The organism is Sphingobium vermicomposti (assembly GCF_011762025.1).
In the GTDB taxonomy this organism is placed as follows: domain Bacteria; phylum Pseudomonadota; class Alphaproteobacteria; order Sphingomonadales; family Sphingomonadaceae; genus Sphingobium; species Sphingobium vermicomposti.
In genome coordinates this window covers 35,573-57,561 of record NZ_JAASQR010000003.1, presented here as the reverse complement: position 1 = coordinate 57,561, position 21,989 = coordinate 35,573, and the positions used below count along the sequence as shown (strand labels likewise).

Annotated in this window: 21 protein-coding genes and 1 other RNA gene; 20 read left to right on the top strand and 2 right to left on the bottom strand. The window is 63.0% G+C overall.

Features of this window, described 5'->3' with window-relative positions; genetic code table 11:
- Positions 1 to 14: 14 nt before the first annotated feature.
- Positions 15 to 605, bottom strand: coding sequence for an anthranilate synthase component II (locus FHS54_RS09840; protein WP_167304342.1), 591 nt, complete (start codon positions 603 to 605; stop codon positions 15 to 17).
- A 113-nt stretch (positions 606 to 718) separates the two neighbouring features.
- Here FHS54_RS09840 and FHS54_RS09835 point away from each other — a divergent pair, with 113 nt between their 5' ends.
- The 7 genes from FHS54_RS09835 to FHS54_RS16600 all read left to right on the top strand — a co-directional run bounded on the left by FHS54_RS09835 (position 719) and on the right by FHS54_RS16600 (position 8,985).
- Positions 719 to 1,120: a DUF6766 family protein gene (locus tag FHS54_RS09835; protein WP_167303668.1), complete on the top strand. Its 402-nt coding sequence runs from the start codon at positions 719 to 721 to the stop codon at positions 1,118 to 1,120.
- Between the two features lie 101 nt (positions 1,121 to 1,221).
- Positions 1,222 to 1,734, top strand: a complete 513-nt coding sequence (locus FHS54_RS09830) for a hemerythrin domain-containing protein (RefSeq protein WP_167303667.1) — start codon at positions 1,222 to 1,224, stop codon at positions 1,732 to 1,734.
- Between the two features lie 5 nt (positions 1,735 to 1,739).
- Positions 1,740 to 2,084: a transfer-messenger RNA gene (gene ssrA, locus FHS54_RS09825) on the top strand.
- 313 nt (positions 2,085 to 2,397) lie between these two features.
- On the top strand, positions 2,398 to 2,781 hold the full coding sequence (locus tag FHS54_RS09820; RefSeq protein WP_167303666.1) for a tetratricopeptide repeat protein: 384 nt from the start codon (positions 2,398 to 2,400) through the stop codon (positions 2,779 to 2,781).
- 259 nt (positions 2,782 to 3,040) lie between these two features.
- Positions 3,041 to 4,645, top strand: coding sequence for a hypothetical protein (locus FHS54_RS09815; protein ID WP_167303665.1), 1,605 nt, complete (start codon positions 3,041 to 3,043; stop codon positions 4,643 to 4,645).
- A gap of 91 nt (positions 4,646 to 4,736) precedes the next feature.
- A complete protein-coding gene (locus FHS54_RS09810) occupies positions 4,737 to 7,418 on the top strand; it encodes a TonB-dependent receptor domain-containing protein (RefSeq protein WP_167303664.1) in 2,682 nt (893 codons plus the stop codon).
- Positions 7,419 to 7,542: 124 nt separating this feature from the next.
- Positions 7,543 to 8,985 (top strand): CHAD domain-containing protein, encoded by a 1,443-nt coding sequence (locus FHS54_RS16600; protein WP_167303663.1) that lies wholly within the window; start codon positions 7,543 to 7,545, stop codon positions 8,983 to 8,985.
- A gap of 4 nt (positions 8,986 to 8,989) precedes the next feature.
- On the opposite strand, the gene FHS54_RS09800 is transcribed toward FHS54_RS16600, so the two are convergent.
- Entirely contained in the window at positions 8,990 to 9,637 is a 648-nt protein-coding gene (locus FHS54_RS09800) for a prolyl hydroxylase family protein (protein ID WP_208404882.1), read from the bottom strand.
- Positions 9,638 to 9,818: 181 nt separating this feature from the next.
- Here FHS54_RS09800 and FHS54_RS09795 point away from each other — a divergent pair, with 181 nt between their 5' ends.
- The 13 genes from FHS54_RS09795 to FHS54_RS09735 all read left to right on the top strand — a co-directional run bounded on the left by FHS54_RS09795 (position 9,819) and on the right by FHS54_RS09735 (position 21,875).
- A complete protein-coding gene (locus FHS54_RS09795) occupies positions 9,819 to 10,649 on the top strand; it encodes a type II secretion system protein N (protein WP_167303661.1) in 831 nt (276 codons plus the stop codon).
- Positions 10,646 to 12,847: a type II secretion system secretin GspD gene (gene gspD / locus FHS54_RS09790; RefSeq protein ID WP_167303660.1), complete on the top strand. Its 2,202-nt coding sequence runs from the start codon at positions 10,646 to 10,648 to the stop codon at positions 12,845 to 12,847. Before FHS54_RS09795 ends, gspD begins: the two co-directional genes overlap by 4 nt.
- A 103-nt stretch (positions 12,848 to 12,950) precedes the next feature.
- A complete protein-coding gene (gspE, locus tag FHS54_RS09785) occupies positions 12,951 to 14,480 on the top strand; it encodes a type II secretion system ATPase GspE (RefSeq protein WP_167303659.1) in 1,530 nt (509 codons plus the stop codon).
- Complete coding sequence (gene gspF, locus FHS54_RS09780; protein ID WP_167303658.1) at positions 14,473 to 15,690, top strand: type II secretion system inner membrane protein GspF; 1,218 nt, start codon at positions 14,473 to 14,475, stop codon at positions 15,688 to 15,690. The genes gspE and gspF overlap by 8 nt, the downstream gene beginning before the upstream one ends.
- Before the next feature lie 10 nt (positions 15,691 to 15,700).
- Entirely contained in the window at positions 15,701 to 16,225 is a 525-nt protein-coding gene (gene gspG / locus FHS54_RS09775) for a type II secretion system major pseudopilin GspG (protein ID WP_167303657.1), read from the top strand.
- Between the two features lie 73 nt (positions 16,226 to 16,298).
- On the top strand, positions 16,299 to 16,763 hold the full coding sequence (locus tag FHS54_RS09770) for a GspH/FimT family pseudopilin (protein WP_167303656.1): 465 nt from the start codon (positions 16,299 to 16,301) through the stop codon (positions 16,761 to 16,763).
- A 28-nt stretch (positions 16,764 to 16,791) separates the two neighbouring features.
- Positions 16,792 to 17,184: a type II secretion system minor pseudopilin GspI gene (gspI, locus tag FHS54_RS09765; RefSeq protein ID WP_167304340.1), complete on the top strand. Its 393-nt coding sequence runs from the start codon at positions 16,792 to 16,794 to the stop codon at positions 17,182 to 17,184.
- Positions 17,184 to 17,834: a type II secretion system minor pseudopilin GspJ gene (gene gspJ / locus FHS54_RS09760; protein ID WP_167304338.1), complete on the top strand. Its 651-nt coding sequence runs from the start codon at positions 17,184 to 17,186 to the stop codon at positions 17,832 to 17,834. Before gspI ends, gspJ begins: the two co-directional genes overlap by 1 nt.
- The gene (gspK, locus tag FHS54_RS09755) at positions 17,794 to 18,816 is read left to right on the top strand and encodes a type II secretion system minor pseudopilin GspK (RefSeq protein WP_167303655.1); all 1,023 of its coding nucleotides are present in this window, start codon (positions 17,794 to 17,796) and stop codon (positions 18,814 to 18,816) included. The genes gspJ and gspK overlap by 41 nt, the downstream gene beginning before the upstream one ends.
- Positions 18,813 to 19,925, top strand: a complete 1,113-nt coding sequence (gene gspL / locus FHS54_RS09750) for a type II secretion system protein GspL (RefSeq protein ID WP_167303654.1) — start codon at positions 18,813 to 18,815, stop codon at positions 19,923 to 19,925. Before gspK ends, gspL begins: the two co-directional genes overlap by 4 nt.
- Positions 19,922 to 20,410 carry a type II secretion system protein GspM gene (gene gspM / locus FHS54_RS09745; RefSeq protein WP_167303653.1) on the top strand — a complete coding sequence of 163 codons (489 nt, stop codon included), beginning with the start codon at positions 19,922 to 19,924 and terminating at the stop codon, positions 20,408 to 20,410. The genes gspL and gspM overlap by 4 nt, the downstream gene beginning before the upstream one ends.
- The gene (gene gspN / locus FHS54_RS09740; RefSeq protein WP_167303652.1) at positions 20,407 to 21,129 is read left to right on the top strand and encodes a type II secretion system protein N; all 723 of its coding nucleotides are present in this window, start codon (positions 20,407 to 20,409) and stop codon (positions 21,127 to 21,129) included. Before gspM ends, gspN begins: the two co-directional genes overlap by 4 nt.
- A complete protein-coding gene (locus FHS54_RS09735) occupies positions 21,126 to 21,875 on the top strand; it encodes a prepilin peptidase (protein WP_167303651.1) in 750 nt (249 codons plus the stop codon). The genes gspN and FHS54_RS09735 overlap by 4 nt, the downstream gene beginning before the upstream one ends.
- Positions 21,876 to 21,989: the final 114 nt, after the last annotated feature.

Below are 21,989 nucleotides of genomic sequence, written 5' to 3'. Positions count from 1 at the left end.
TGGGAAAACGAAATTCAGGCCGCAGCGCGTTCCCGAACTGGGATGCCGGCGATGCGCAGGAAGTTGGCCAGCATGTCATGCCCATATTCCGTCGCGATGCTTTCGGGGTGGAACTGGACCGAATGGATCGGCAGGCTTTTGTGACGAAAGCCCATGACCGATCCGTCATCGCTGGTCGCATTGACGATGAGGCATTCGGGGATGTCCTCCACGATCAGCGAGTGATAGCGGGTCGCGGTGAAGGGGGACGGCAGCCCTTCGAACAGGCCGGTGCCGTCATGCGTGACGGGCGAAGTCTTGCCGTGCATCAGTCCGCCGCGCACGACATGGCCGCCAAAATGCTGGCCGATTGCCTGATGGCCCAGGCAAACGCCCAGCAAGGGTGCGCCCGCGTCGGCGCAGGCGGCGACCAGGTCCAGGCTGACCCCGGCCTCATTAGGCGTGCAGGGGCCCGGCGACAGGAGGAAGGCGCTGGCACCGCTGGATAGCGCCTGGCCGGGGGAAATGGCGTCGTTGCGCACGACTTCGACCTCCGCCCCCAATTCCATAAGATAATGGACGAGGTTCCAGGTGAAGCTGTCATAATTGTCGATGACGAGGATCATGGGACCAGCGCTATAATGCGCCAGAGCCGCCGGGCCAATCGGAATCGGCGGAGCTGTGAACCCGCCAGCCGCCCGTGCGTTCGCCATCCGAAAAATCCGAGAGGACGAATGACATGAAACGCTATGCATATGGCTGGATAACGGCACTGTTCTTTCTTGTTTCGATCGCGCTGCACTGGCTGTTCGGCTGGTGGGCCTATGTGGACGAAGCGCGGTCCCACGGCCAGGGGCCGGAACTGGCAGCCTATGCCATCGAAATGGGGCGCGACACCTTTGAAAACTGGCAGTCGGAATTCCTGCAACTGATCTGGCAGGTCGTGGGGCTTGCCTATTTTCTCTACATTGGTTCTCCGGCGTCGAAGGAGAATGACGACCGGCTGGAAGCCAAGGTCGATGAGTTGTTGAAGATGGCAGGCGGCAAGGAGGCTGAAGTGCTTATCGGCGAGATTGACCGGCGTTATCTGCGGACCGGGGGCCATGCCAAGCCCCATGCTCACGATGTCGGGTATGAATGACATTCGCTTTCGGAATGGAAATTTTGATTGTCCGCCGACGCGCGGAACTTGGTGCGGTTTCAGCCGCTTGATGACGAGATTGTTCACGAGGAGGACATGTCATGGCCAAGGCCGAATTTACTGATGCGATCGCTCTATTGAAGGCTGACCACCGCAAGGTCGAGGATCTGTTCGAACAGTTTGAAAAAGCCAGAAGCGGTGGGCGCAAGCAGGACATCGCTCACCAGATATGCACGGAACTGAAGATCCACACCATGATCGAAGAGGAAATCTTTTATCCCGCGTTCCGGGGCAAGATAGAAAGTGACGCGCTGGACGAAGCCTATGTCGAACATGATGGGGCCAAGGTGCTGATAAATGATATCGAGGCCGGGTCGCCCGACGACGATTTCTACGATGCCAAGGTTACGGTGCTGTCGGAAGAGATCAAGCATCATGTCAAGGAGGAGGAGCGGCAGTCCGATGGCATGTTCGCCCAGTGTCGCAAGGCAGATGTTGACCTGGTGGAACTGCGTGACCGGATGCTGGCGCGCAAACAGGAACTGATGGCCCAGGCGAAGACGGGCGGATTGCCCATCGCAGAGCCAAGAGCCGTCCATTTGATCGCCGCGTGACCGTAGAGGTTGAAAAAGCCCGCTGATTGTCCCATATCGCGAGGTGCCGGGTTCGCCCGGCTATGGTGATAAATCGTGTCGTGCAATAGGCGCAGCGGACCCGGGGGCAGTACCCGGCGGCTCCACCATTTATCCCGGATATGCGGGGTGATTGACGGGGCCGAACTAGGATCGACGTGTGTTGAAAGGCGATGTCTTCACCCGGCCTGAGTAAGCCGTAAAAATGTTCAAAACACGTAAGTGCCAACGATAACGAGGCTCTTGCTCTTGCTGCGTAATTGATGGCCTCGCGGCCTGACATTACTCAAAAAGAACGCGGTTGAACCCACCGGGCAACAGAAGGGAATTCAGCGGCTGCCGGAGGGGCCGGGCAACAGAACCCTCCGGACCTTTCCTTTTAGATCAGTAAGTCAGGCGAGGCTCGGTCAAGCGAAGCCAAAGCCGCGGTGCAGGGCGTCGATACCGGAATTTTTGCCGGGCGACTCGGCGAGTAAAAGATTTTTCAGTTCAATTGCACTTTTATGACAGTTTGAAGAAAAAGTCATAAGATATTGAAATATAACAAAAGAAAATGCTTTTGTGAGGGTCTGTTGCGACTTGCTCCATTGTCACCGAAGTGAAATAATCCTGACTATATTAGAAAGTTTTGTCAGGAGAGATGCGATGATCAAGCTGGTGGCGGTTTTCGGGGTTGCGGTCGCATCCATGGCTCCGGTGGCGGCCTGGGCCGAAGCTGACGAAGTCGTAGTGGTCGGCGTTCCCGACGGTGGGCTGGCCGCAGCATCGCTTATGTCCCGCGATTATGAAAGTGCGGCGCGCCGTCTTGCGGCTCCCCGGCCGGATGAGGCCAATGATCCGGCCCGGTTGATCAATCTGGGGAATGCCTATGCAGGCCTGGGCCGCATGCAGGATGCTCACAAGGCATATCGTTCCGCGCGATTTGCGCCTGAAATGACGCTGACGCTCGCCAACGGCCAGGAATCTTCTTCCCGTGACATCGCCCGTGTCGCCATCGGGCGGTTGGAGACCAGCTACGCAATGCGTTGATCCTGCTATCGTAAATTCCTTTTGGGGGCGTCGTCCGGTGGACGGCGCCCTTTTCCATGCCAGCCCTTATTCATCGAACTGACAAAATAGTCTTCGAACTGTCATTTTACCGTCGCCAATTCGTCACGGAAGCAAAACGTGCCTGTCATCTGCCGCGCCTAGCTGCTGCACCGGAGGGCGACAGGGGGCGTTGTCCGATTCGAGATCCCCTTCGCTCCGCGTTCCAACAACAGCCGGAAAATTCCGGAGCGGAGACGACATGGCCAAGATTAATCGCATTCAAACCATATTGATGGCGGGCGTTGCCTGCGCGGCGCTGAGCGCTTGCGGGGCGGATGACATCGCTTCGCCGGGCGAAGGCGCGGTCGTTATCCCGGCGCCCACGCCGACTCCTACTCCCGGAACGCCGACTCCGACGCCGACGCCGGGCGGCAAAGTGACTGCCGCAGCGAACTGCCCCAACATAGCGGGACCCAATCAGTTGACCAATCCCGGCGCTACCCCGACGATTGCAGACAAAAGCGGCAACAACTGGCGCGTGTGTCAGCTGCCTGCTCGTTTCACGGAGACCACTACACTGCCAAAAGTTACGGGCGTGATTTATTCACTTCCTGGTCGCGTTGATGTCGGCACTGATCAGGGTGCCGCTAGCTCGAACACTGAAGTGACACTCAACATTGACGCTGGTGTGGTCATTTACGCATCGACCGGCAACGCTTTCCTGGCAGTCAATCGTGGTAACAAGATCAACGCAATCGGAACATCTACTCAACCGATCATTTTCACACACGAAAAGAATGTTAAGGGCGAGCTCACGGACCAGGACTCTGGTCAGTGGGGCGGTGTTGTTCTGTTGGGTCGCGCGAAAGTTACTGACTGCTTGGCACCGGCTGCCGTTGCCGGCACCACTGCTTGCCAACGCGACACCGAGGGCACTAGCAATGCCTTTTATGGCGGCGCTAACGACGCCGACAATTCGGGCCGGATGAGCTATGTCCAGATTCGCTATTCGGGCTTTGTCCTGTCGGGCGGCAGCGAATTGCAGGGCCTGACCCCGTCAGGCGTCGGTAGTGGCACGCAGATCGACCATATTCAGGTCCATAACAGTTCGGACGATGGCATCGAAACCTTTGGCGGCACGCCCAATTTCCGCCATCTGGTCTTGACCGGTAACGAGGATGATAATTTCGACTCCGACGTCGGTTATCGCGGCACGGTGCAATATGTCATCAGCGCTCAGCGTGGCGGCAACGACATTGGCGACGGCTTCCTGGAAACCGATTCCAACGGTGGTTCGGCCGCGAATAATGGCGAGGACGCGCTGCCCCGCCAATATCTGAAGATGGCGAACTTTACCTACATCCACCGGTCGACGACGGGCAGCAATGGTTCGGCCATGCTGCTGCGCGGCGGCGCGGACCTGACGCTGGTCAATGGCCTGATCGTCGCGCCGACCAACAGCTGCCTGCGCATCGACAGCACGACCACGGTGCGTGATGCCGACCCGGCGCTGGAGGATGCTGGCAAGCCCCGCTATATTTCGGTGGCGATGCAGTGCAACGGCACGCCCTACAAGGGCAGCCGTGGCGTAGATGCGACGGCGGTCCAGTCGATTTTCGAAGCCGGGCCGAACAGCACGATCAGCTACAATCCGTCGCTGACCAGCCTGTTCATCAACGGCGCGACGGAAACCGCCCTGACGGCGACCGATCCCAAGACGATCGACGCGGCGTTCGACACCACCAACTATGTTGGCGCGGTGAAGGACAGCAGCGACAACTGGTATGCCGGTTGGACCTGCAATTCCGTGACGGCGAGCTTTGGCTCCACGAGCGGTGACTGCACCGCAATTCCGACGACCTGATCGACTGACCTCAACAGAGGCGGGGGAGCGTTGCAACGACGCTTCCCCGCCTTATTTGCAAAAGAATTTTCCCAAAGGGGGACTTTAAGCCATGTCGAAGCCGCTCAGCCTGGCGCGCATGCTCCTGATTTCAACCGCGCTGTCCGCCCCGTTGGCGATGGCGCAGACCGCAACCGATACTGCACCGGCCGCAGGCGTGCCCAGCGCGCCCGAAGAAGCACCGACGCAGACGGACAATGTGGACATTTCCGTTCCCGGTTCCGATATCATCGTGACTGGCCGCCGCACGAGCAACGTGTCTCAGGCCGCGCCGCAGGTGGTGAACGTGCTGTCCGCCGCCGATATCAAGCGCACAGGTGAAGGCGACATCGCCGGTTCGCTACAGCGCGTGACCGGCCTGTCGGTCGTGTCGGGCGGCTTTGTCTATGTTCGCGGCCTTGGCGATCGTTATTCGCTGGCGCTGCTCAACGGTTCGCCCTTGCCCAGCCCTGAGCCGCTCAAGCGGGTCGTGCCGCTGGACCTGTTCCCGACCAGCGTGATCGCATCGACCATGGTGCAAAAGAGCTTTTCGGCGAACTTTCCCGGTGAGTTCGGCGGTGGCGTCATCAACCTGACGACCAAGGCGATCCCCGTGGAAAGCTTTCTGGAAGTAAGCCTTGGCAGTTCGGCCAATACAGAGACATCGGGGCAGCTGGGCTACACCCATTATGGCAGCAAGTCGGACTGGACCGGCTTTGACGACGGTACGCGGGACGTGCCGCCACTGCTGAGCGATGCCATCGCCAGTGGAACGCCTTTTCCAAACATGCCCCGCGCCGATCTGCGCGCCATCGCGATGCAGTTCCAGAACGCCGATACTTCGGTCGTTCAGCGCACCAACAGCCTGCCGTTCAACTTTTCCGCGTCGCTCAATGGTGGCACGGCGGTCGATGTGGGCGCGGATGGGCGGCTGGGGATATTGGCCAACGCTTCCTACAGCAATAAATGGCGCACGCGCGATACGTTGCAGCAGGCGTCGCTGGATGTGGGCGCGGGCGCAGGCAGGAACAACCAGCAAATCAGCACCGAAAATGAGGTGACGGTGAACGGCCTGCTGGGCGTCGGCCTGGAACTGGGCGACCAGAAGATGCGGTGGACCAACCTCTATATCCGCGACACGTTGAAGCGGAGCGCCATCGCCATCGGCCAGAATGACGGCCAGATTCAGGACGCTGATTATCTGACCCAGCAGACCGGCTGGTACGAACGGCAGCTGATCGACACGCAGATGGTGGGCGAGTTCAAGCTGGGCGAGGCGATCAGCCTGGACGTACGCGGCGGCTATGCAAATTCGCAGCGGGAAGCACCTTATGAGCGTGAGTTCATCTATGTCCGCACGAACCGCGACCTGGCGACCGACCCAGTGGGCGACCGCTTCGTCAACGCGCTGAACCGTCAGCGCGGCGATGCGTCGATCACCTTCAGCGACTTGAATGAGGATCTGTGGTCGGCAGGCTGGGATTTGAGCTACAAATTCTCGCGCGATCTGTCGGCGACGATTGGCTATGCGTTCAGCGATACGAAGCGGACGTCTTCCCGATACGAGCTGCATTTCGACGCGACCAATCTGCCGGTGCCGGTGCAGCAGCTTCGCCCCGATTATCTGTTGTCGGATGCGACGATCCAGCTGTTCGACATCAGCCTGCTGGAATTTTCGGGCAATTATCCGGTCTATGAAGCGGCGATGCGGACCCATGCGGGCTATGCGCAGGTCAAGGCTTCGGTATTGCCGGGCGTGTCGTTCGACGCAGGGGTTCGATATGAAAAGGGTCGGCAGTCGGTCACGGGCGTCGATGTCTACGACACGGGCGTGACGCCGTTCAACCAGATCCGCAAGGATTACTGGTTGCCCGCCGTGACCGTCACGGTCGAAGCGGCAAAGGGCCTGCAGTTCCGCGCGAGCGGGTCGAAGACCATTGCTCGTCCGCAGTTCCGCGAACTGATCGCGCAGCCCTATCTGGATACAGAATCCAACCGCTTCTATCGCGGCAACCCATTTCTGCAGGACAGCGAATTGTGGAACGCCGACCTGCGCGCGGAATGGTATATGGGGCGTGACGAGCGCCTGATTGGTGCCGTTTTCTACAAGAAGATCAAGAACCCGATCGAAACCTTCACGACGATCACCGATACCTATGCAGTGACGACGAGCTTTGCCAACGCGCCCGAAGCACAGCTGTACGGCGCGGAGTTCGAGGCGCAGAAATATCTGCCGCTGGATCGCTGGTCGGATTCGCCATTCCTGCAGAGCCGCCGCATCGCGCTGATCGGCAACTATACCTACACCCAGTCGAAGCTGAAGGTGAGCGCGGGCGATACGACCATCCCCTATAGCTACACGACTGGTCCTCTGCCTGCGGCGTCGGACTATTTCCAGGATGGCGCGCCGCTGACCGGTCAGTCGGATCATCTGGTGAATTTCCAGATCGGCCTGGAGGATACGGACAGGCTGTCGCAGCAGACGTTGTTGCTGACCTATGCCAGCCCGCGTGTCACCAGCCGTGGCCCCAACCTGCAGCCCGACATCAAGGAAAAGCCCGGCCTGACGCTGGACTTCGTCGCGCGGCAAGCGGTGCTGTTGCCCGGTGGGATCAACAGCGAATTCAAGTTCGAAGCGCGCAACATTACCGGTCGGAAATATCAGGAGTTCCAAGAAGCGGGTGGGAACAAGGTGTTCTACAATCGCTACAAGATTGGAACGACGATTGCGGCTTCTATGACCGTCGCCTTCTGACCTGGCGTTAGACGCGAAAACAAGCGGCCGATCCGTCAAGTGCGGGTCGGCCGTTTTGTTATGTCTGCGATTCGCGCGCTTTTCTTCACTATGCTAAGTAGCGGCGCATGCGCGAGGCAGGGCGGTGAACCAGGAAATCGAGCTGAAGCTGGAGCTGCCGCGTGAGGCGGTGGAGGCGTTTGAGCAGTCGTCGCTGATCCCCGATCCCGGCGAGCGCGCTGAATTGAGCGCGATCTATTTCGACACGCCCGACCGGCTGTTGCGTCGTCAGGGCTACAGCCTGCGCATCCGCCGGTCCGGGGCCAAGCGGGTCCAGACGGTGAAGGCCGATAGTGCGGAAGGTGGCGGCGGACTGTTCGCCCGTGGTGAATGGGAAATGCCAGTGGCGGACGACCGGCCCGTCATCGACACGCGCACGCCGCTGGCGGCGGCACTGGGCGACGCGGCGGAATCGATTGAGCCAATCTTTCATGTCGATGTGGAACGCCGGACCTGGATATTGGAGGAACAATCCGGACGGGCTGAAATGGTATTGGACAAAGGCTTCATCCGTGCGGGCGAGCGCGAGGCACCGATCTGCGAAATTGAGTTGGAGTTGAAGGCGGGCGACCCGTCCGCATTGTTCGCGCTGGCGCGGCGGATCGAGGGGGTCGCGCCTATCCGGCTGGGCGTCGCCGCGAAGGCCGAGCGGGGCTATCGGCTGCTGGACGCCGCGCCCGTTTCGTTCAAGGCGGAACCTGTGGATTTGAAGCCAGGCAGCGACCCCCGCCAGGCGTTTCGAACGATCGTGCGCGCCTGTGTGCGGCATTATCGGCTGAATGAAGCGCTGCTGATCGATCATTATGATCCCCAGGCGCTGCATCAGGCACGGGTGGCGATCAGGCGTCTTCGGTCGGCGCTGACGCTGTTCAAGCCGATGCTTGAAGCGCAACAGGTCGTTCGCTTTCAGGATGAACTGCGCTGGCTGGCGCAGCTGATGGGTGAAGCGCGTGACCTGGACGTGCTGGTCGAAGGGGTGGGGCAGGGCGACCTGCATGAACAGATTGAGGCCGTTCGCGACCGCGTGCATGCCGATGTGCTGGAGGCGCTGGGTTCGCGCCGTGTGCGGGGGCTGATGATCGACGTTGCGGAATGGTTGACGCTGGACGCGGCGCGGGAATCAGATAGCGGATCGGCGGATGCGTTCGCGGCGGATCGGTTGCAGCATGTCTACCAATGGGTGGTGAAGCATGGCCGCCATATGACCAAATTGGATGACGAACATCGGCACGCCGTCCGCAAGAAGGCGAAGAAGCTGCGCTACGCTTCGGAATTTTTCGCGGGCCTGTTCAGTGAAACGAAGAAAGGTCGCAAACGCCACGCCCACTTCATCGATGCGCTGGAAGCATTGCAGGACAAATTGGGCGCGCTGAATGACAGGGTGAGCAGGCCGGAACTGCTAAAGCGGCACGGTTTCGACATGAGCAAGCAGCCCGATGCATTCGGTGGCAAGGGCAGGAAGAAGTTGATCGCCGGGGCCGCGAAGGCGCACGCCGATCTGGCTGACGTTGCCACTTTCTGGCGTTGAGGCATTAGCCCCAGGGGCGTTCGCGATACCATTTGGTGATGATGTGCTTGACGCCGCTGCGCACCTTCATGCCGTGGTGCATGCTGGCGTCGTTGCAACGGCCAGTGTCGTTGCGGTTATTCCAGGCGAGCAGCTTGCCGGTTTCGGGCTGCACCGTCTTGCCGATCTTCACAAAGCGGGTCGCTCCTCCCGCACCCGGCTGGTTGAGATAGATCATCAATGTCCAGGTGCGGTTGCCCGACACTGAGCAGTAGCGCGGGAAATCCGCGCCGTGAGGATCGAAAAAGTCGGTGTGCGCCTTGAATTCCTGACCCACCGTATAGCGTTGGCCCTGGATCGGTTCGCCATAGGCCGGATCGATACCGGCGAAGGCGGCCAGCCTGGCGTCAATCTGCGCCACGAAAGGGTCAGACATATCAAGGTCGCATGTTTCGCTGGTGCGAAAAACATCGTCCCCATTGGCGTCGGCGATGGTGGAAGGACGCCGCCTGAGTTCGATCCGGTCGATCAAGGCGGCGCATTCTGTCGGGGACAGGAAATCGCGCTGGATGAAGAGCATCAGGTCGCGGCTGGGGACACGTTGGACGCGCGGATGGGCCGCGATCCGGGCGGGGTCGGCGTCGGACGCTGTCGGAGGAAGATCGGGGGACATGGAGGGTCCGTCACAAGGGAAAAAACGATGGAAAAGCAGCGTCACGCTATCGCTCGGCGCTGGAAAAGCAAGCATCGTCGCTCACCATTTGCGCCCTGTCACATTCGCGTCACATGACTGTCATTCAACGGTAAGAAGAATTTTCTAGCAGGCATGGGTAGCAAGGGGGACGAGCAGGTTCATGCGGGTGCCATTCGCCGACAATATAGGGGGTTGGGGCCATCGCCTGAAACCTATCGACTGGCTGGCCGTGGCAGAGAAGCTGTTGCTGGCGCTTGTTGCGCTGCAATGTGCAAGGCTGGTGCTGGCTGTGCTGACGCCTGTTGGCAGCTTTGGTCCCTGGGCGGGACGGCAGGCGCAATTTCCCAGCGTCGAAGCGCGGCAGGCGCTGTTTTCCAGTTTCGATCCGTTCAATCGCGGCGTCCCGGCGCAGGCGGCCAATGGGGGCGTCGTCACCTCTCTGGCGCTGAAGGTCTATGGCATCCGCCTGAATGAAGGATCGGGGCTGGGATCGGCGATCGTGGCAGGCCCTGACGATGTGCAGAACAGCTATGCGATAGGCGATGAGATCATGCCGGGCGTCGTGCTGAAGGGCGTAGCGTTCGATCATATCATAATCGACCGAGGCGGCGCGGAGGAACAGGTATTCCTGGACCAGTCGCAACCCGCGACTGCTGCACCTGCCCCCGGATCGGCGGGCGGCGAAGGCGCGCCCAGCGAGGCGGGGATCGACAATCCGGGCGCTGACAGCCTGAAGCGGGACATGGGTTTCACACCCCGATTGCAGAATGGGCGCATCACCGGATTGATCCTGTCCGCCAAGGGGCCATCGTTCCAGAATGCCGGTTTTCAGCCCGGCGATGTCGTCACCCAGATCGACGGCCAGCCGGTGGGTTCGGCCAGTGACCTTCAGGCGTTGCAAGGCAAGATCATGCCGGGCGCGCGCATTTCCCTCATGGTAGAACGGGGCGCCAGCCTCGCTACGATCAACCTGATCCTGCAAGGCCAATGACCAGAAAACTCCTTATTTCCGCCGCCGTCGCCCTGGCGCTGGCCGCACCGATCACCCCGCCCGCCATGGCGCAGCAGACGCTGAATGTGCGCGACGCCGATATTCGCGCCTTCATCCAGGATGCGGCGCGCGTCACCGGGCGCACCTTCATCATCGACAATCGTGTGCAGGGGAAGGTGTCGGTCGTGACCGACCGACCCCTGTCGCGGTCGGAATATTTTGAGATTTTCCTGTCCACCCTGCGCGCCAATGGGCTGGTCGCCGTGCCGGGGCCGGGCGGCGCCTATCGCATCCAGCCCGCCGATGGCGCGGCCGGGCAGCCGGGCGCTGTCGGGCGGGCGAGCAACCGCAACCAGTTTGTGACCGAAGTTTTTCGCTTGCGCTCCATCGATGCGGCTAGCGCGCTGGAAACGCTGCGTCCGCTGGTCAGCAAGGATGGATCGGTGACCGCTAATCGTGCTGGCAACAGCGTCGTCGTGGCGGACTATGCGGACAATATCGGGCGCATACGGCAGGTGATCGCGCGCATCGACCGGGATACGGCGGCAACCCAGACGGTGTTGCTGCGTAATGCGGGCGCGCGCGAGATTGCAACATCGCTTCAGGCGCTGGTGCAGAGCGGCAGCGGCGAAGGGGCCGTGCGCGCCGCCACGATCGTGCCGATCGACAGCAGCAATGCCGTGGCTATCCGGGGCGATGCCGGGACCGTCACGCGGCTGGCGCAAATGGCCCGCGACCTGGACCGTCAGGCCGCGAGCGGGACCGAGATACGTGTTTATTGGCTGGAACATGCCGATGCTGAAAAGCTGTTGCCGGTGTTGCAGCAACTGGTCGGGCAATCCACCAACCAGCCGGTGACGGCGTCCATGCCCGCAGGTGGGGATGGACCGGCGACTGCCGCGCCCGCAGCCGCCATCGGCGTTTCGGGTGGCGGGTCCGGCGGTAACGGGATTTCCACGCGGGGTCCGGCCATCGTCACTCGATATGAGGGCGCGAATGCCATCATCGTCGCCGCTAACAGCGACGTGCAGCGTATGCTGGGCGAAACGATCCGCCAGATCGATACCCGGCGCGAGCAGGTTCTGGTGGAAGCGATCATCGTTGAGATCAGCGATGCGGCGGCCAACAAGCTGGGCGTGCAGTTCCTGATTGGCAGCACCAAGACCGGCTTTGCCGCGACCAACTATTCCAACGCATCGCCCAATTTGCTGACGCTGGCGGGCGCGGTGGGTGCCAATGAGCTAGGGACAACCACAACGACCGTGGTTGCGCCCGATGGCACGCGCACGACGACAGAGGTGAGGGAAAATGGCGAGCTTGCCAGCACTCTCCAGTCGGCGGCGATCAATAGCCTGCAAAGCGCATCTGGCATCATCGGTGGCTTGGGCACCCAGATCGGTCGCAACGGCATCTTCGGCGCGATCATCAACGCCGTGAAGTCCGACACGGACAGCAACATCCTGTCCACGCCTTCGGTCATGACGATGGACAATCAGAAGGCATCTATCCTGGTCGGGCAGCAGGTGCCGATCACCACGGGCGAGGCGTTGAGCCAGAATTTCGACAACCAGTTCCGCACGGTCCAGCGGCAGGATGTGGGCATCAAGCTGGAAGTGAAGCCGCAGATCAACACGGGCGGCGCGATCAAGCTGTTCCTGCACCAGGAAGTGTCCAGCGTCGCCGGGCCGGTCAGCAACAACAACAGCGACCTGATCATCAACAAGCGCGAAATCGAGACGATGGTCACGGTGGACGATGGCGAGATATTGGCGCTGGGCGGCCTGTTGGATGATAATGAGCGCAAGACGATAGAGCGCATTCCGTTGCTGTCCGACATTCCGGGGCTGGGCGAGCTGTTCAAGTCGCGCAGCAAGAGCCGGACGAAAACCAACCTGATGGTCTTTATCCGCCCGACGATCCTGCGGTCGAAGGAGGATGCGCAAAGGTTGACGCAGCAACGCTATGGCTATGTCCGGGGCATGCAGTTGGCGCGCAACCCGGATGCCGAGCCGGGGATCGATGAATTGGTGCGCGACTATATGGGCGCGACGCCGCCCGCTCCGATGCAGCCGGGCGATGCGGTGGTGGAGCCTGCCGCTGCGGCTCCGGCTCCGACGCAGGTGATCGAGCCGACGATGCGGCAGTCGAGCGGCGTGGTGCGGCCGGTGGATGTTCCGGCGAGTGGAGGGAAGCGGTGATGCTTCGCTACCTCTTCCCGTTCGCCCTGAGGCTGTCGAAGGACATTATATCGCTAAAGAAAGGAGCAGGGCTTCCACAGGCTCAGCCCGAACGGAGGTTGGGGTGAACGGGACCGAACCCGCCATCAACGCCGTCCCGCGCGCTGTTGATATCCCCTATGTCTTTGCGCGCAAACATGGCGTGGTCATGCTGCCGCCCGACGGCGATCGGTTGACCATAGCGGTGCGCGAAGGGAGCGATCCGCGCGTGCTGCTGGAAGTGCGGCGGCATCTGGCGCGCAGTTTCGACGTGTGCTTTGTCGATGGAGCGCAATTCGACCGGCACCTGTCCGACCATTATGCGATGGAGGGCAGCGCCGCCGCCATGGTCGGGTCGCTGGACGTGGGCGCGGACGAGCTGGACATATTGGCTGCCGACATTCCAACCGCCGACGATCTGCTCGACAGCGCCGACGATGCGCCTGCGATCCGGCTGATCAACGGCATCATCGCCGAGGCGGCGCGGCAGGGTGTTTCGGACATTCATATCGAACCCTATGAGACGGGCCTGATCGTGCGGATGCGCGTGGATGGCCTGCTGCGCGAGACTTTGCGCATGCCGCCACATGTCGCGCCGGTGGTGGTCAGCCGCATCAAGGTGATGGCCCGGTTGGACATTGCCGAGCGGCGGGTGCCGCAGGATGGCCGAATCGGGCTGACGCTGGGTGGCAAGCTGTTGGACGTGCGCGTGTCGACGCTGCCCAGCCGGGCGGGCGAGCGGGTGGTACTGCGCATATTGGACAAGGAAAATGCGGGCATGAACCTGGACCTGCTGGGCATGGCGGGGGCGGCGGACCGTATATTCCGGGAGGGATTGCAGGAGCCGAACGGGATTATTCTGGTCACCGGGCCGACGGGGTCGGGCAAGACGACGACGCTTTATGCCGGCCTGCGGACTCTGAACGATGGGTCGCGCAATATATTGACGGTCGAGGACCCGGTTGAATATGCGATGGAAGGGGTCGGCCAAACGCAGGTGAATGCGAAGGTCGGCCTGACGTTCGCTGCGGGGCTGCGCGCGATCCTGCGGCAGGACCCGGACGTGGTGATGGTGGGCGAAATCCGCGACCGTGAGACGGCGGAAATCGCTGTGCAGGCGTCGCTGACGGGCCATCTGGTGCTGTCTACGGTCCATACCAATGACGCGGTGGGCGCGATTACGCGGATGCGGGACATGCGGGTCGAGCCGTTCCTGCTCGCGTCGACCCTGCGCGCGGTGGTCGCGCAGCGGCTGGTGCGGCGGCTGTGCCAGCATTGCCGCGAGCCGGTGCAGGCGGACAAGTCGGCGAGCGCGCTGCTTGGTTTCGATCCCGGAACGATCATCTACCGCGCGCGCGGATGCGACGAGTGCAATGGCACGGGCTACAAGGGACGGATCGGCGTGTTCGAGGCGATCCGGGTGGACGACACCATCCGCCGCCTGATCAACGATGGCGGCGATGAATCGCTGATCGCGCGCCATGCTTTCCTGAACGCGCCCAATCTGGGATCGGCGGCTCGCGCGCTGGTGCGTGATGGGCAGACGACGGCGGAAGAAGCCATCCGCGTGTCGCGGAGCGACGCGGCCGAGGCGGAAACCATCGGCGATGGCTGAGTTCGATTATATCGCAATCGACCCCGCAGGTAAGGAGCGCAAGGGATCGGTCAAGGCCGGGACGATCGATGACGCCCGCGCCCGGCTGGATGCGCGCAAGCTGTTTGTCGTGCGGCTGGAAGCGGGCGCGGCGGAGGTCGCGCGCAAGCGGGCTGGGCTGTCGTTGCGGGCGCCCCGGCTGTCGGCGAAGGAATTGACGCTGTTCACCCGCCAGCTGGCGACGCTGATCGAGGTCAGCCCGCTGGAGGAGGCGTTGCGCACCATCGGGCGGCAGAGCGAGCAGGTGCATGTGCAGGCGATTGTGGGCAAGGTGCATTCGGGCGTGATGGAAGGCCGCAGGCTGGCCGACGCGCTGGGTGCGGAGCCGAAAAGCTTTCCGCCGCTATACCGTGCAATGGTTTCGGCGGGCGAAAGTTCGGGCAGCCTGCCCACGATCATGGACCGGCTGTCCGACCTGATGGAACGGCAGGCGGTCATCCGGTCCAAGGTGCTGACGGCCATCGCCTATCCGAGTGTGCTGGCGGTTTTTGCCGTCGCCGTCGTCGCGGCGCTGATGATCTTTGTCGTTCCCAAGGTCGTGGAACAGTTCGATACGGTCGGGCAGGACTTGCCGTTGCTGACGCGGATGGTGATGGGGCTTTCAGCCTTTCTTGCCAATTATTGGTGGCTGCTTGCGATATTGATGGTCTCTTCCGCGATTGGTTTCTGGCGGGCGTTGAAGGTGGAGGGGTTTCGTCATCGGTTCGACGGCATGATGCTGCGGCTGCCTTTGCTGGGCCGCCTGATCCGCGACCTGCATGCCGCCCGGATGGCGCGGACATTGTCGACGATGGTGGCGAGCCGCCTTCCCCTGATGGAGGGGTTGGTGCTGACCACCCAGACGGTGCACAACCGGGTACTGCGGCAGGCGTCGGAAGACATTGTCGAGGCCATTCGCGGCGGCGGGAGCCTGTCGGCGGCGCTGCGGCGGGCGGGCGTCTTTCCGCCGTTGCTGGTCTATCTCGCGGCGAGCGGTGAGAGCGCGGGGCGGCTCGACACCATGCTGGAACGCGCGGCTGATTATCTGGAGCGGGAGTTTGACAGCTTCACGTCCGCCGCGCTCGCCATGCTGGAGCCGGTCATCATCATATTGATGGGCGGCATTGTCGCCGTCATCATCCTGTCTATCCTGCTGCCCATCCTGCAATTGCAGAGCCTTACGGGCGGCTGAAGGAGTATTTATGATTAGCTGGAAAACCGTTCGGGCCGAGCTTCTGGAAGCTTTCCACTTCTTTCGGGAAGAAGAGAAGCCCTTCGATGGGCTCAGGGCGGACGGAGGTGAGAATGTAGAGGAAAACGGCTTCACCCTGGTGGAGTTGATGGTGGTCATCGTGATCATCGGCTTGCTGGCGACCATTGTCGCTATCAACGTCATTCCGGCCACCGACACGGCCCGCGTCGAAAAGGCGAAGGCGGATATTTCCACGATTGAGCAGGCGCTGGAACAGTATAGGCTGGATAATCTGAGCTACCCTTCGCAGACCGATGGATTGCAGGCGCTGATAAGCCCGCCGGCTTCGCTGGCGCAGCCGCAGCGTTATCGCAGGGGCGGCTATATCAAGAAGCTGCCCGATGATCCGTGGGGGCGGGCCTATGGCTATGCGGTGCCGGGACGAAAGGGCGCGTTCGACATCAGTTCGCTGGGCGCCGATGGCCAGCCGGGCGGCGAGAATGAAAATGCGGATATCTTTTCCAGCGCGCTTTGATGGTTGTTCCGTCCGGTTTGAGCGTGTCGGGATGCGTTTCTCGACTTCGCTCGAAACGAACGGAGGTCGGGAGATGGGCTTCGTTTCTTCGCGACGCTCCGCCGAACACGGCTTCACGTTGATCGAGCTGATGGTCGTGCTGACGATCATCGGCTTCATTTCCGCTGCCGTCGTGATGGCCATACCCGACCCGCGCGGGCGGGTGGTTGATGATGCTGACCGCTTTGCCGCGCGCGTTGCCGCCGCGCGCGACGAAGCGGTCGTGACGTCCCGTCCCATGGGCGTGTGGGTTTCCGCATCGGGCTATGGCTTTCAGCGGCGCGAAGGGAAGCAATGGGTGCCGGTGGAGGACAAGCCATTTGTCAGCGCCAATTGGAAGACCGGCACGCGGGCGTTGGTGGGAAAGGACGGGCGGCAGCAAATAGGCTTCGACGGAACGGGCTTGCCCACCGACCCCATGACCGTGACGCTGACGCGTGAAGCGGAGCGGGTGGCGGTGACGGTGGATATGGCCGGGAAGGTCATGGTCGGTGGTTGAGGAAGATGCAGGACTGCAGTCCCGCCGTCTGGACTGGGTTCCTGCCTGCGCAGGAACACGGAGGAAGGGCGAAAGGGGCTTCACGCTGTTGGAGATGCTGGTCGCGCTGGCTGTGTTCAGCCTTGCCGCGCTGGCGCTCGTGCGGTTGCAGGGGGTGACGTTGCGGACGGCGGCGGACCTGGACAGCAAGGCGATGGGGCAGATCGTCGCGCGGAATCTGATGGTGGAAATGCAGACCGACCCCGCGCCGCCTTCGGTCGGCACGGATGAGGGCGAGGTGGATAATGGTGGCCGCCGCTGGCGCTGGAACCGGGAGGTCAAGGCGATGGACGACAAGCGGCTGTTGCAAGTCGACCTGACGGTGGACGGGCAGGCTGGGTCATCGCCGGTCGTGCTGAGCTTTGTGCGGGTGGTGCCGTGATGCGCGGGGGTCAGGGCCGGGGTGAGCAGGGCGGCTTTACGCTGATCGAATTGCTGGTGGCGTTGATGATTTTCGCCCTGCTCGCGGCGGCGGGCGTATTGTTATTGGGAAATAGCGTGTCGGCGCAGGGGCAGATCAAGACCAGACTGGATGATCTGGCGGCGGTGCAACGGGCCGGTGGGGCGATGGCCGCCGACCTGGGGCAGGCGGTGCCGCGCATCAGCCGCACGGAGGCAGGGACGCTGGCCCCGGCTTTCTGGTCCCATCGCGAGGATGAGGCCGTGCCGGTCATGCAGTTTGTGCGGGGCGGCTGGGACAATCTGGGCGACATGCCCCGGCCTTCGTTGCAGAAGGTTGAATATTGGGTGCGCCAGGGGCGGCTGGAACGGCGCACCTATGCCCAGGTCGATGGCGCTGCTGGCGATGAGCCTGCCGCCCTGCTGGACCATGTGGATGATGTGGCGCTGCGTTTTCGTGATGCGCAGGGGGAATGGCGTGAGGAGTGGACGCCGACCCAGCCCGACCTGATGCCGCGCGCGGTCGAAATGACGGTGACGCGCACGGGCGAACCCCCTGTGACCCTGCGGTTCCTGGTGGGACCCGGCCCGGATGAAAAGCCGGTGGTGGAAGGGGAGGCGGCCATTGGTTGATGCTGGCGGGCATAATGAGCGGGGCGCGGCGTTGCTGACGGTCCTGTTGCTGGTCGCTGTCATGGCGGTGGTTGCTTCGACGGCGCTTGAGCGGTTGGCGCTGGCGACGCGCATGACCGGCAATGGCGGGTCGATCGATCAGGCGCGCGCCTTTGCCGACGCAGGCGTGGAGATTGCGCGGATCAGGATCGGCGATCTGGTCGCGGCCAATCCGGGGAAGACTACGCTGGCGGGCAACTGGATGGGCACGGCGCAGCCCATCCCAGTCCCCGGCGGCATGGCGACCGCGCGGGTCACGGATGGCGGCAACTGTTTTAACCTGAACAGCGTGGTGGCGGGAGAGAATGAGGCGAATTTGAAGGTTCGGCCTGTCGGCATATCGCAATTTCAGGCGCTGTTGCAGGCGCTGGGCGTGGACGCGCGGCAGGCGCAGCTGGCGGCGACGTCGCTGGGCGACTGGATCGATACGGACAGCGTTCCGCAGCCGGGCGGGGCGGAGGATGAAAGCTATGCGCAGGCGGCGCGGCCCTATCGCGCCGCCAATCGCTTCATGGTCGATCCCAGCGAGTTGCGGGCGGTCGCGGGCGTGACGCCTGCCATCTATGATGTGGTGCGACCCTGGATATGTGCGTTGCCCACGGCGGAGTTGTCGCCGATCAACATCAACACACTGTTGCCGTCGCAGGCACCCTTGTTCGCGATGTTGTTGCAGGGGCAGATCAGCGTCGCGCAGGCGCGCGAGCTACTGGCGCGGCGGCCTGTGGAGGGTTACGGCAGCACGTTCCAATTCTGGCAGCCATTGGCGAGCCAGGGGATCAATCCGTTGGAAGAAGTCGGGCAGCAGGTCAAAGTGACGACAGGATTTTTCGGAGTGGAAGTGTCGGTGGACGTCGGGGGAACAGAGGTGGTCGAGCAGGCGCTGGTCGATGCGCGGGAAAGCCCCGCCAGATTGATCCGCCGCAATTGGGGATCGGGCGCATGATTGTCCGCGACGGACTGATCGTCTTTCTGGCCGAGCAGGGTGAACCGCTATGGATGCGCGTGGCCGATAGCGCGGTGGTGCAGCAGGGGGCGGGGGCGAACTGGCTGGCGGAGTGCGGATTGACCGCTTTGCCGCCCGGCGCGGTGGTCATGCTGGTCCCGCCGGCGGCTCTGGTGACGCTGCATTGGTTCCGCCATCCCGACCTGCCGCCGCGTCAGGGACGCGCCGCCGCGCGGCTCGCGGCGCTGGCGGCGGGGATCGTGCCTGCCGACCAGTTGTTCGCCGTTGCGGACCGCAATGAAGATCCCGCTCGCTCGCATATCGTCGCGGTGGCAGCGCGGGCCGACTTGCAGCACTGGTTGCTGTGGGCGCAGCATCATGGGCTGGACCCGGATATCATTGTGCCTGCCGCGTTGCTGCTGCCCGAACCTGATGAAGGGTTCAGCCGGGGCATGGTTGGCGGCGACCTGGTGTTGCGGGGCGCGGATTTTGCGTTGCCGGGCGACATCGCCTTGGCTGAGCTGATCGGCGATGCGCCGGTGCAAGACGTGACTGCCGAACAGGTGGCCGCCACGGCGATCGCCGCGCTGGCCGATCCGCCGCTGGACCTGCGGCAAGGGGATTTTGCCAAGCGGGTGCGCCGTTCGGTAGACAAGCGGACGCTGGGCCGGATCATGCTGTGGAGCGGTCTGATCCTGATCGCCAGCCTGATGATCGCGCTGATCGGCATGGCGCGCGAGCATATGACGGCGGGCCGACTGGACGCGGAAAGCCTGGCGCTGGCGCGGGAGGTGGTGCCGGGCGCGGATAATCTGGACGCGGCGCAGGCGGAGATGGACCGGCAGTTGGCCGAGCGTGGCGCGGGGGCCTATGCCTTCACCGCGCCGGTCGCCGGGCTGCTGGCGGCGATCCAGGCTGAGCCGGGTGTGTCGTTGACCGTGCTGTCGCGCGATCCTGACGGGATGATCCGCGCGACGCTGGCGGCGGCGAAGGCGGATGAGATTAATCGCGTGCTGATCGCTTTGCAGGCGGCGGGATTCACCATAACGGCGACGCCTTCCCAGGATCCAGGCGGGCGGACGCTGGCGGACATTACGGTGCGGTCATGATGGAACGGATGAAAAGCCTGTGGGACCAACGGTCGCCCCGCGAACAGTGGATGCTGGGCGTCATGGTCGCCTTGCTGGCCGTGGTAATCCTGTGGCTGGGCGTCCTTTGGCCGCTTCAGGCCGGGCAGCGGTCGGCGCGTGATACCTTGGCGCAGGCGACGGACCGCAATGCCGATATCAGGATGAAGGTGAAGCTGCTGAAGTCGCTGCCCCGTAATGCCGCGACTGACGCTGCGGCGGCTCCGGTCGATCAGTTGATCGGTCAGGCGGCAGGCGAGGCGGGGCTGACGCTGGAGCGGGCGCAGGCGCAAGGGACGAACAGGGTGGAAATCGCCATGGCTTCGGTGCGGCCGGTTGCGCTGTTTTCCTGGCTGGCGGCGCTGGAGGCGCAGGGGGTGCGGGTGGACACGATCAGCGCGCGGCCTTCGGCGACGGCGGGCAGCCTTTCGGTTCAGGCCGTGCTGGTGCGGGGAACGGGGCAATGATGGGCCTGCATCTGTCCCGCCGCGCCCGGCTGACGTTGATCCTGCTGTTCGCCGTGGGCTTTATCCTGTTCATGCCGATGCGGATCGCGCTGGGCCTTGCCGGGGTGGAGCGGGTCGGTGTCGCGGCGCGGGATGTGCGTGGCACCATTTGGAACGCGCGGATCGACCAGCTGATGCTGGGGGCAATGCCGCTGGGGTCGGTGCGCGCGGCGCTTTCGCCGGTGTCGCTGCTGATGGCGCGGGCGCGGTTTGACATAGAGCGGCGCAGCGGCGCGGCGGACGATCTGAGCGGTGCGCTGACGGTCGGGTTCGGTCGGTCGGGCGTGGACGATGTGACGGGCGCGGTGCCGCTGGGGCGGACATTCGCGCCGCTGCCGATCGGTAGCCTGGTGATGGACGATGTGAGCGCCTATTTCTCTGGCGATCGGTGCGGCCATGCCGAAGGGCGGGTGAGGGCGCAGATGGCCGGGCAGTTCCCCGGCCTGAACCTCAGTCAGGGGCTGTCGGGGATGGCGAGCTGTGATGGCGACGCGCTGCTGCTGCCGCTGGCCAGCCAGTCGGGGATGGAAAAGCTGACCCTGCGGATATGGCGGTCGGGCCGTTATGTGGCGGAGATGCGGGTGGAAACGGCGGACGCGACGCTGGCCGATGCGCTCGCCAAATCGGGATTTGCGGGCGTGGGCGGAGCGCGCGTGCTGAAGGTCGAAGGGACGCTGTGATCGATCCGCTTGCCGCCTGCCTGGGCGGGATCGCCGGGGCCATTGCGGGCAGTTTCCTGGCGACGCTGATCCTGCGCTGGCCGGAGGGCCGGAGCGTGGTGCGGGCCCGTTCCGCTTGTGACGGATGCGGACGGGTCTTGAGCGCCATCGACCTTGTGCCGATGCTGAGCGCGCTGGCACAGCGCGGCCGCTGCCGGACTTGCGGTGCGACGATCGATCCGTTGCATGGGCGCGTGGAGGCGGGGTGCGCGATCATCGGTGCGCTGGCGCTTGGCTTTGCGCCGGGGCTGGTCGGAGCGGGATGGGCATTGTTCGGATGGCTTCTGCTGGTGCTGGCGGTGCTTGATTGGCGGCATTTCTGGCTGCCTGACGCGCTGACCCTGCCGCTGGCGTTTCTGGGGCTGACGGTCGGCCTGTGGATCACCGATCCGTTGCTGACCGACCGGCTGATTGGGGCGGGGGCGGGCTATTTCAGTTTGTTGGCCGTCGCGACCGGCTATCGCCTGATGCGAGGGCGCGAGGGGTTGGGCCTGGGCGATGCCAAGCTGTTGGGAGCGTTGGGTGCATGGTTTGGCTGGCAGGCGCTGCCCTTCATATTGCTGGCGGCGTCCAGTCTGGGATTGATGGCGGTGCTGGCCAGCCTGGCGCGGGGAAGCGCCGTGGACAGACAGACCCGCGTGCCGTTGGGAACATGCCTTGCGGTGGCGGCGCTGCCGGGATGGTGGGTTTCGACGATGGTGGTTTGATTGCCTGTCGGCAGAGGGACCCGCCGGTCCGAAGATGGCGTGTTCGCTGCAGACTCTTCAGCGGTGTAAAGAATGATTGTGCTGGTGAGATCTAAGGCTTACGGCAGCGATCCT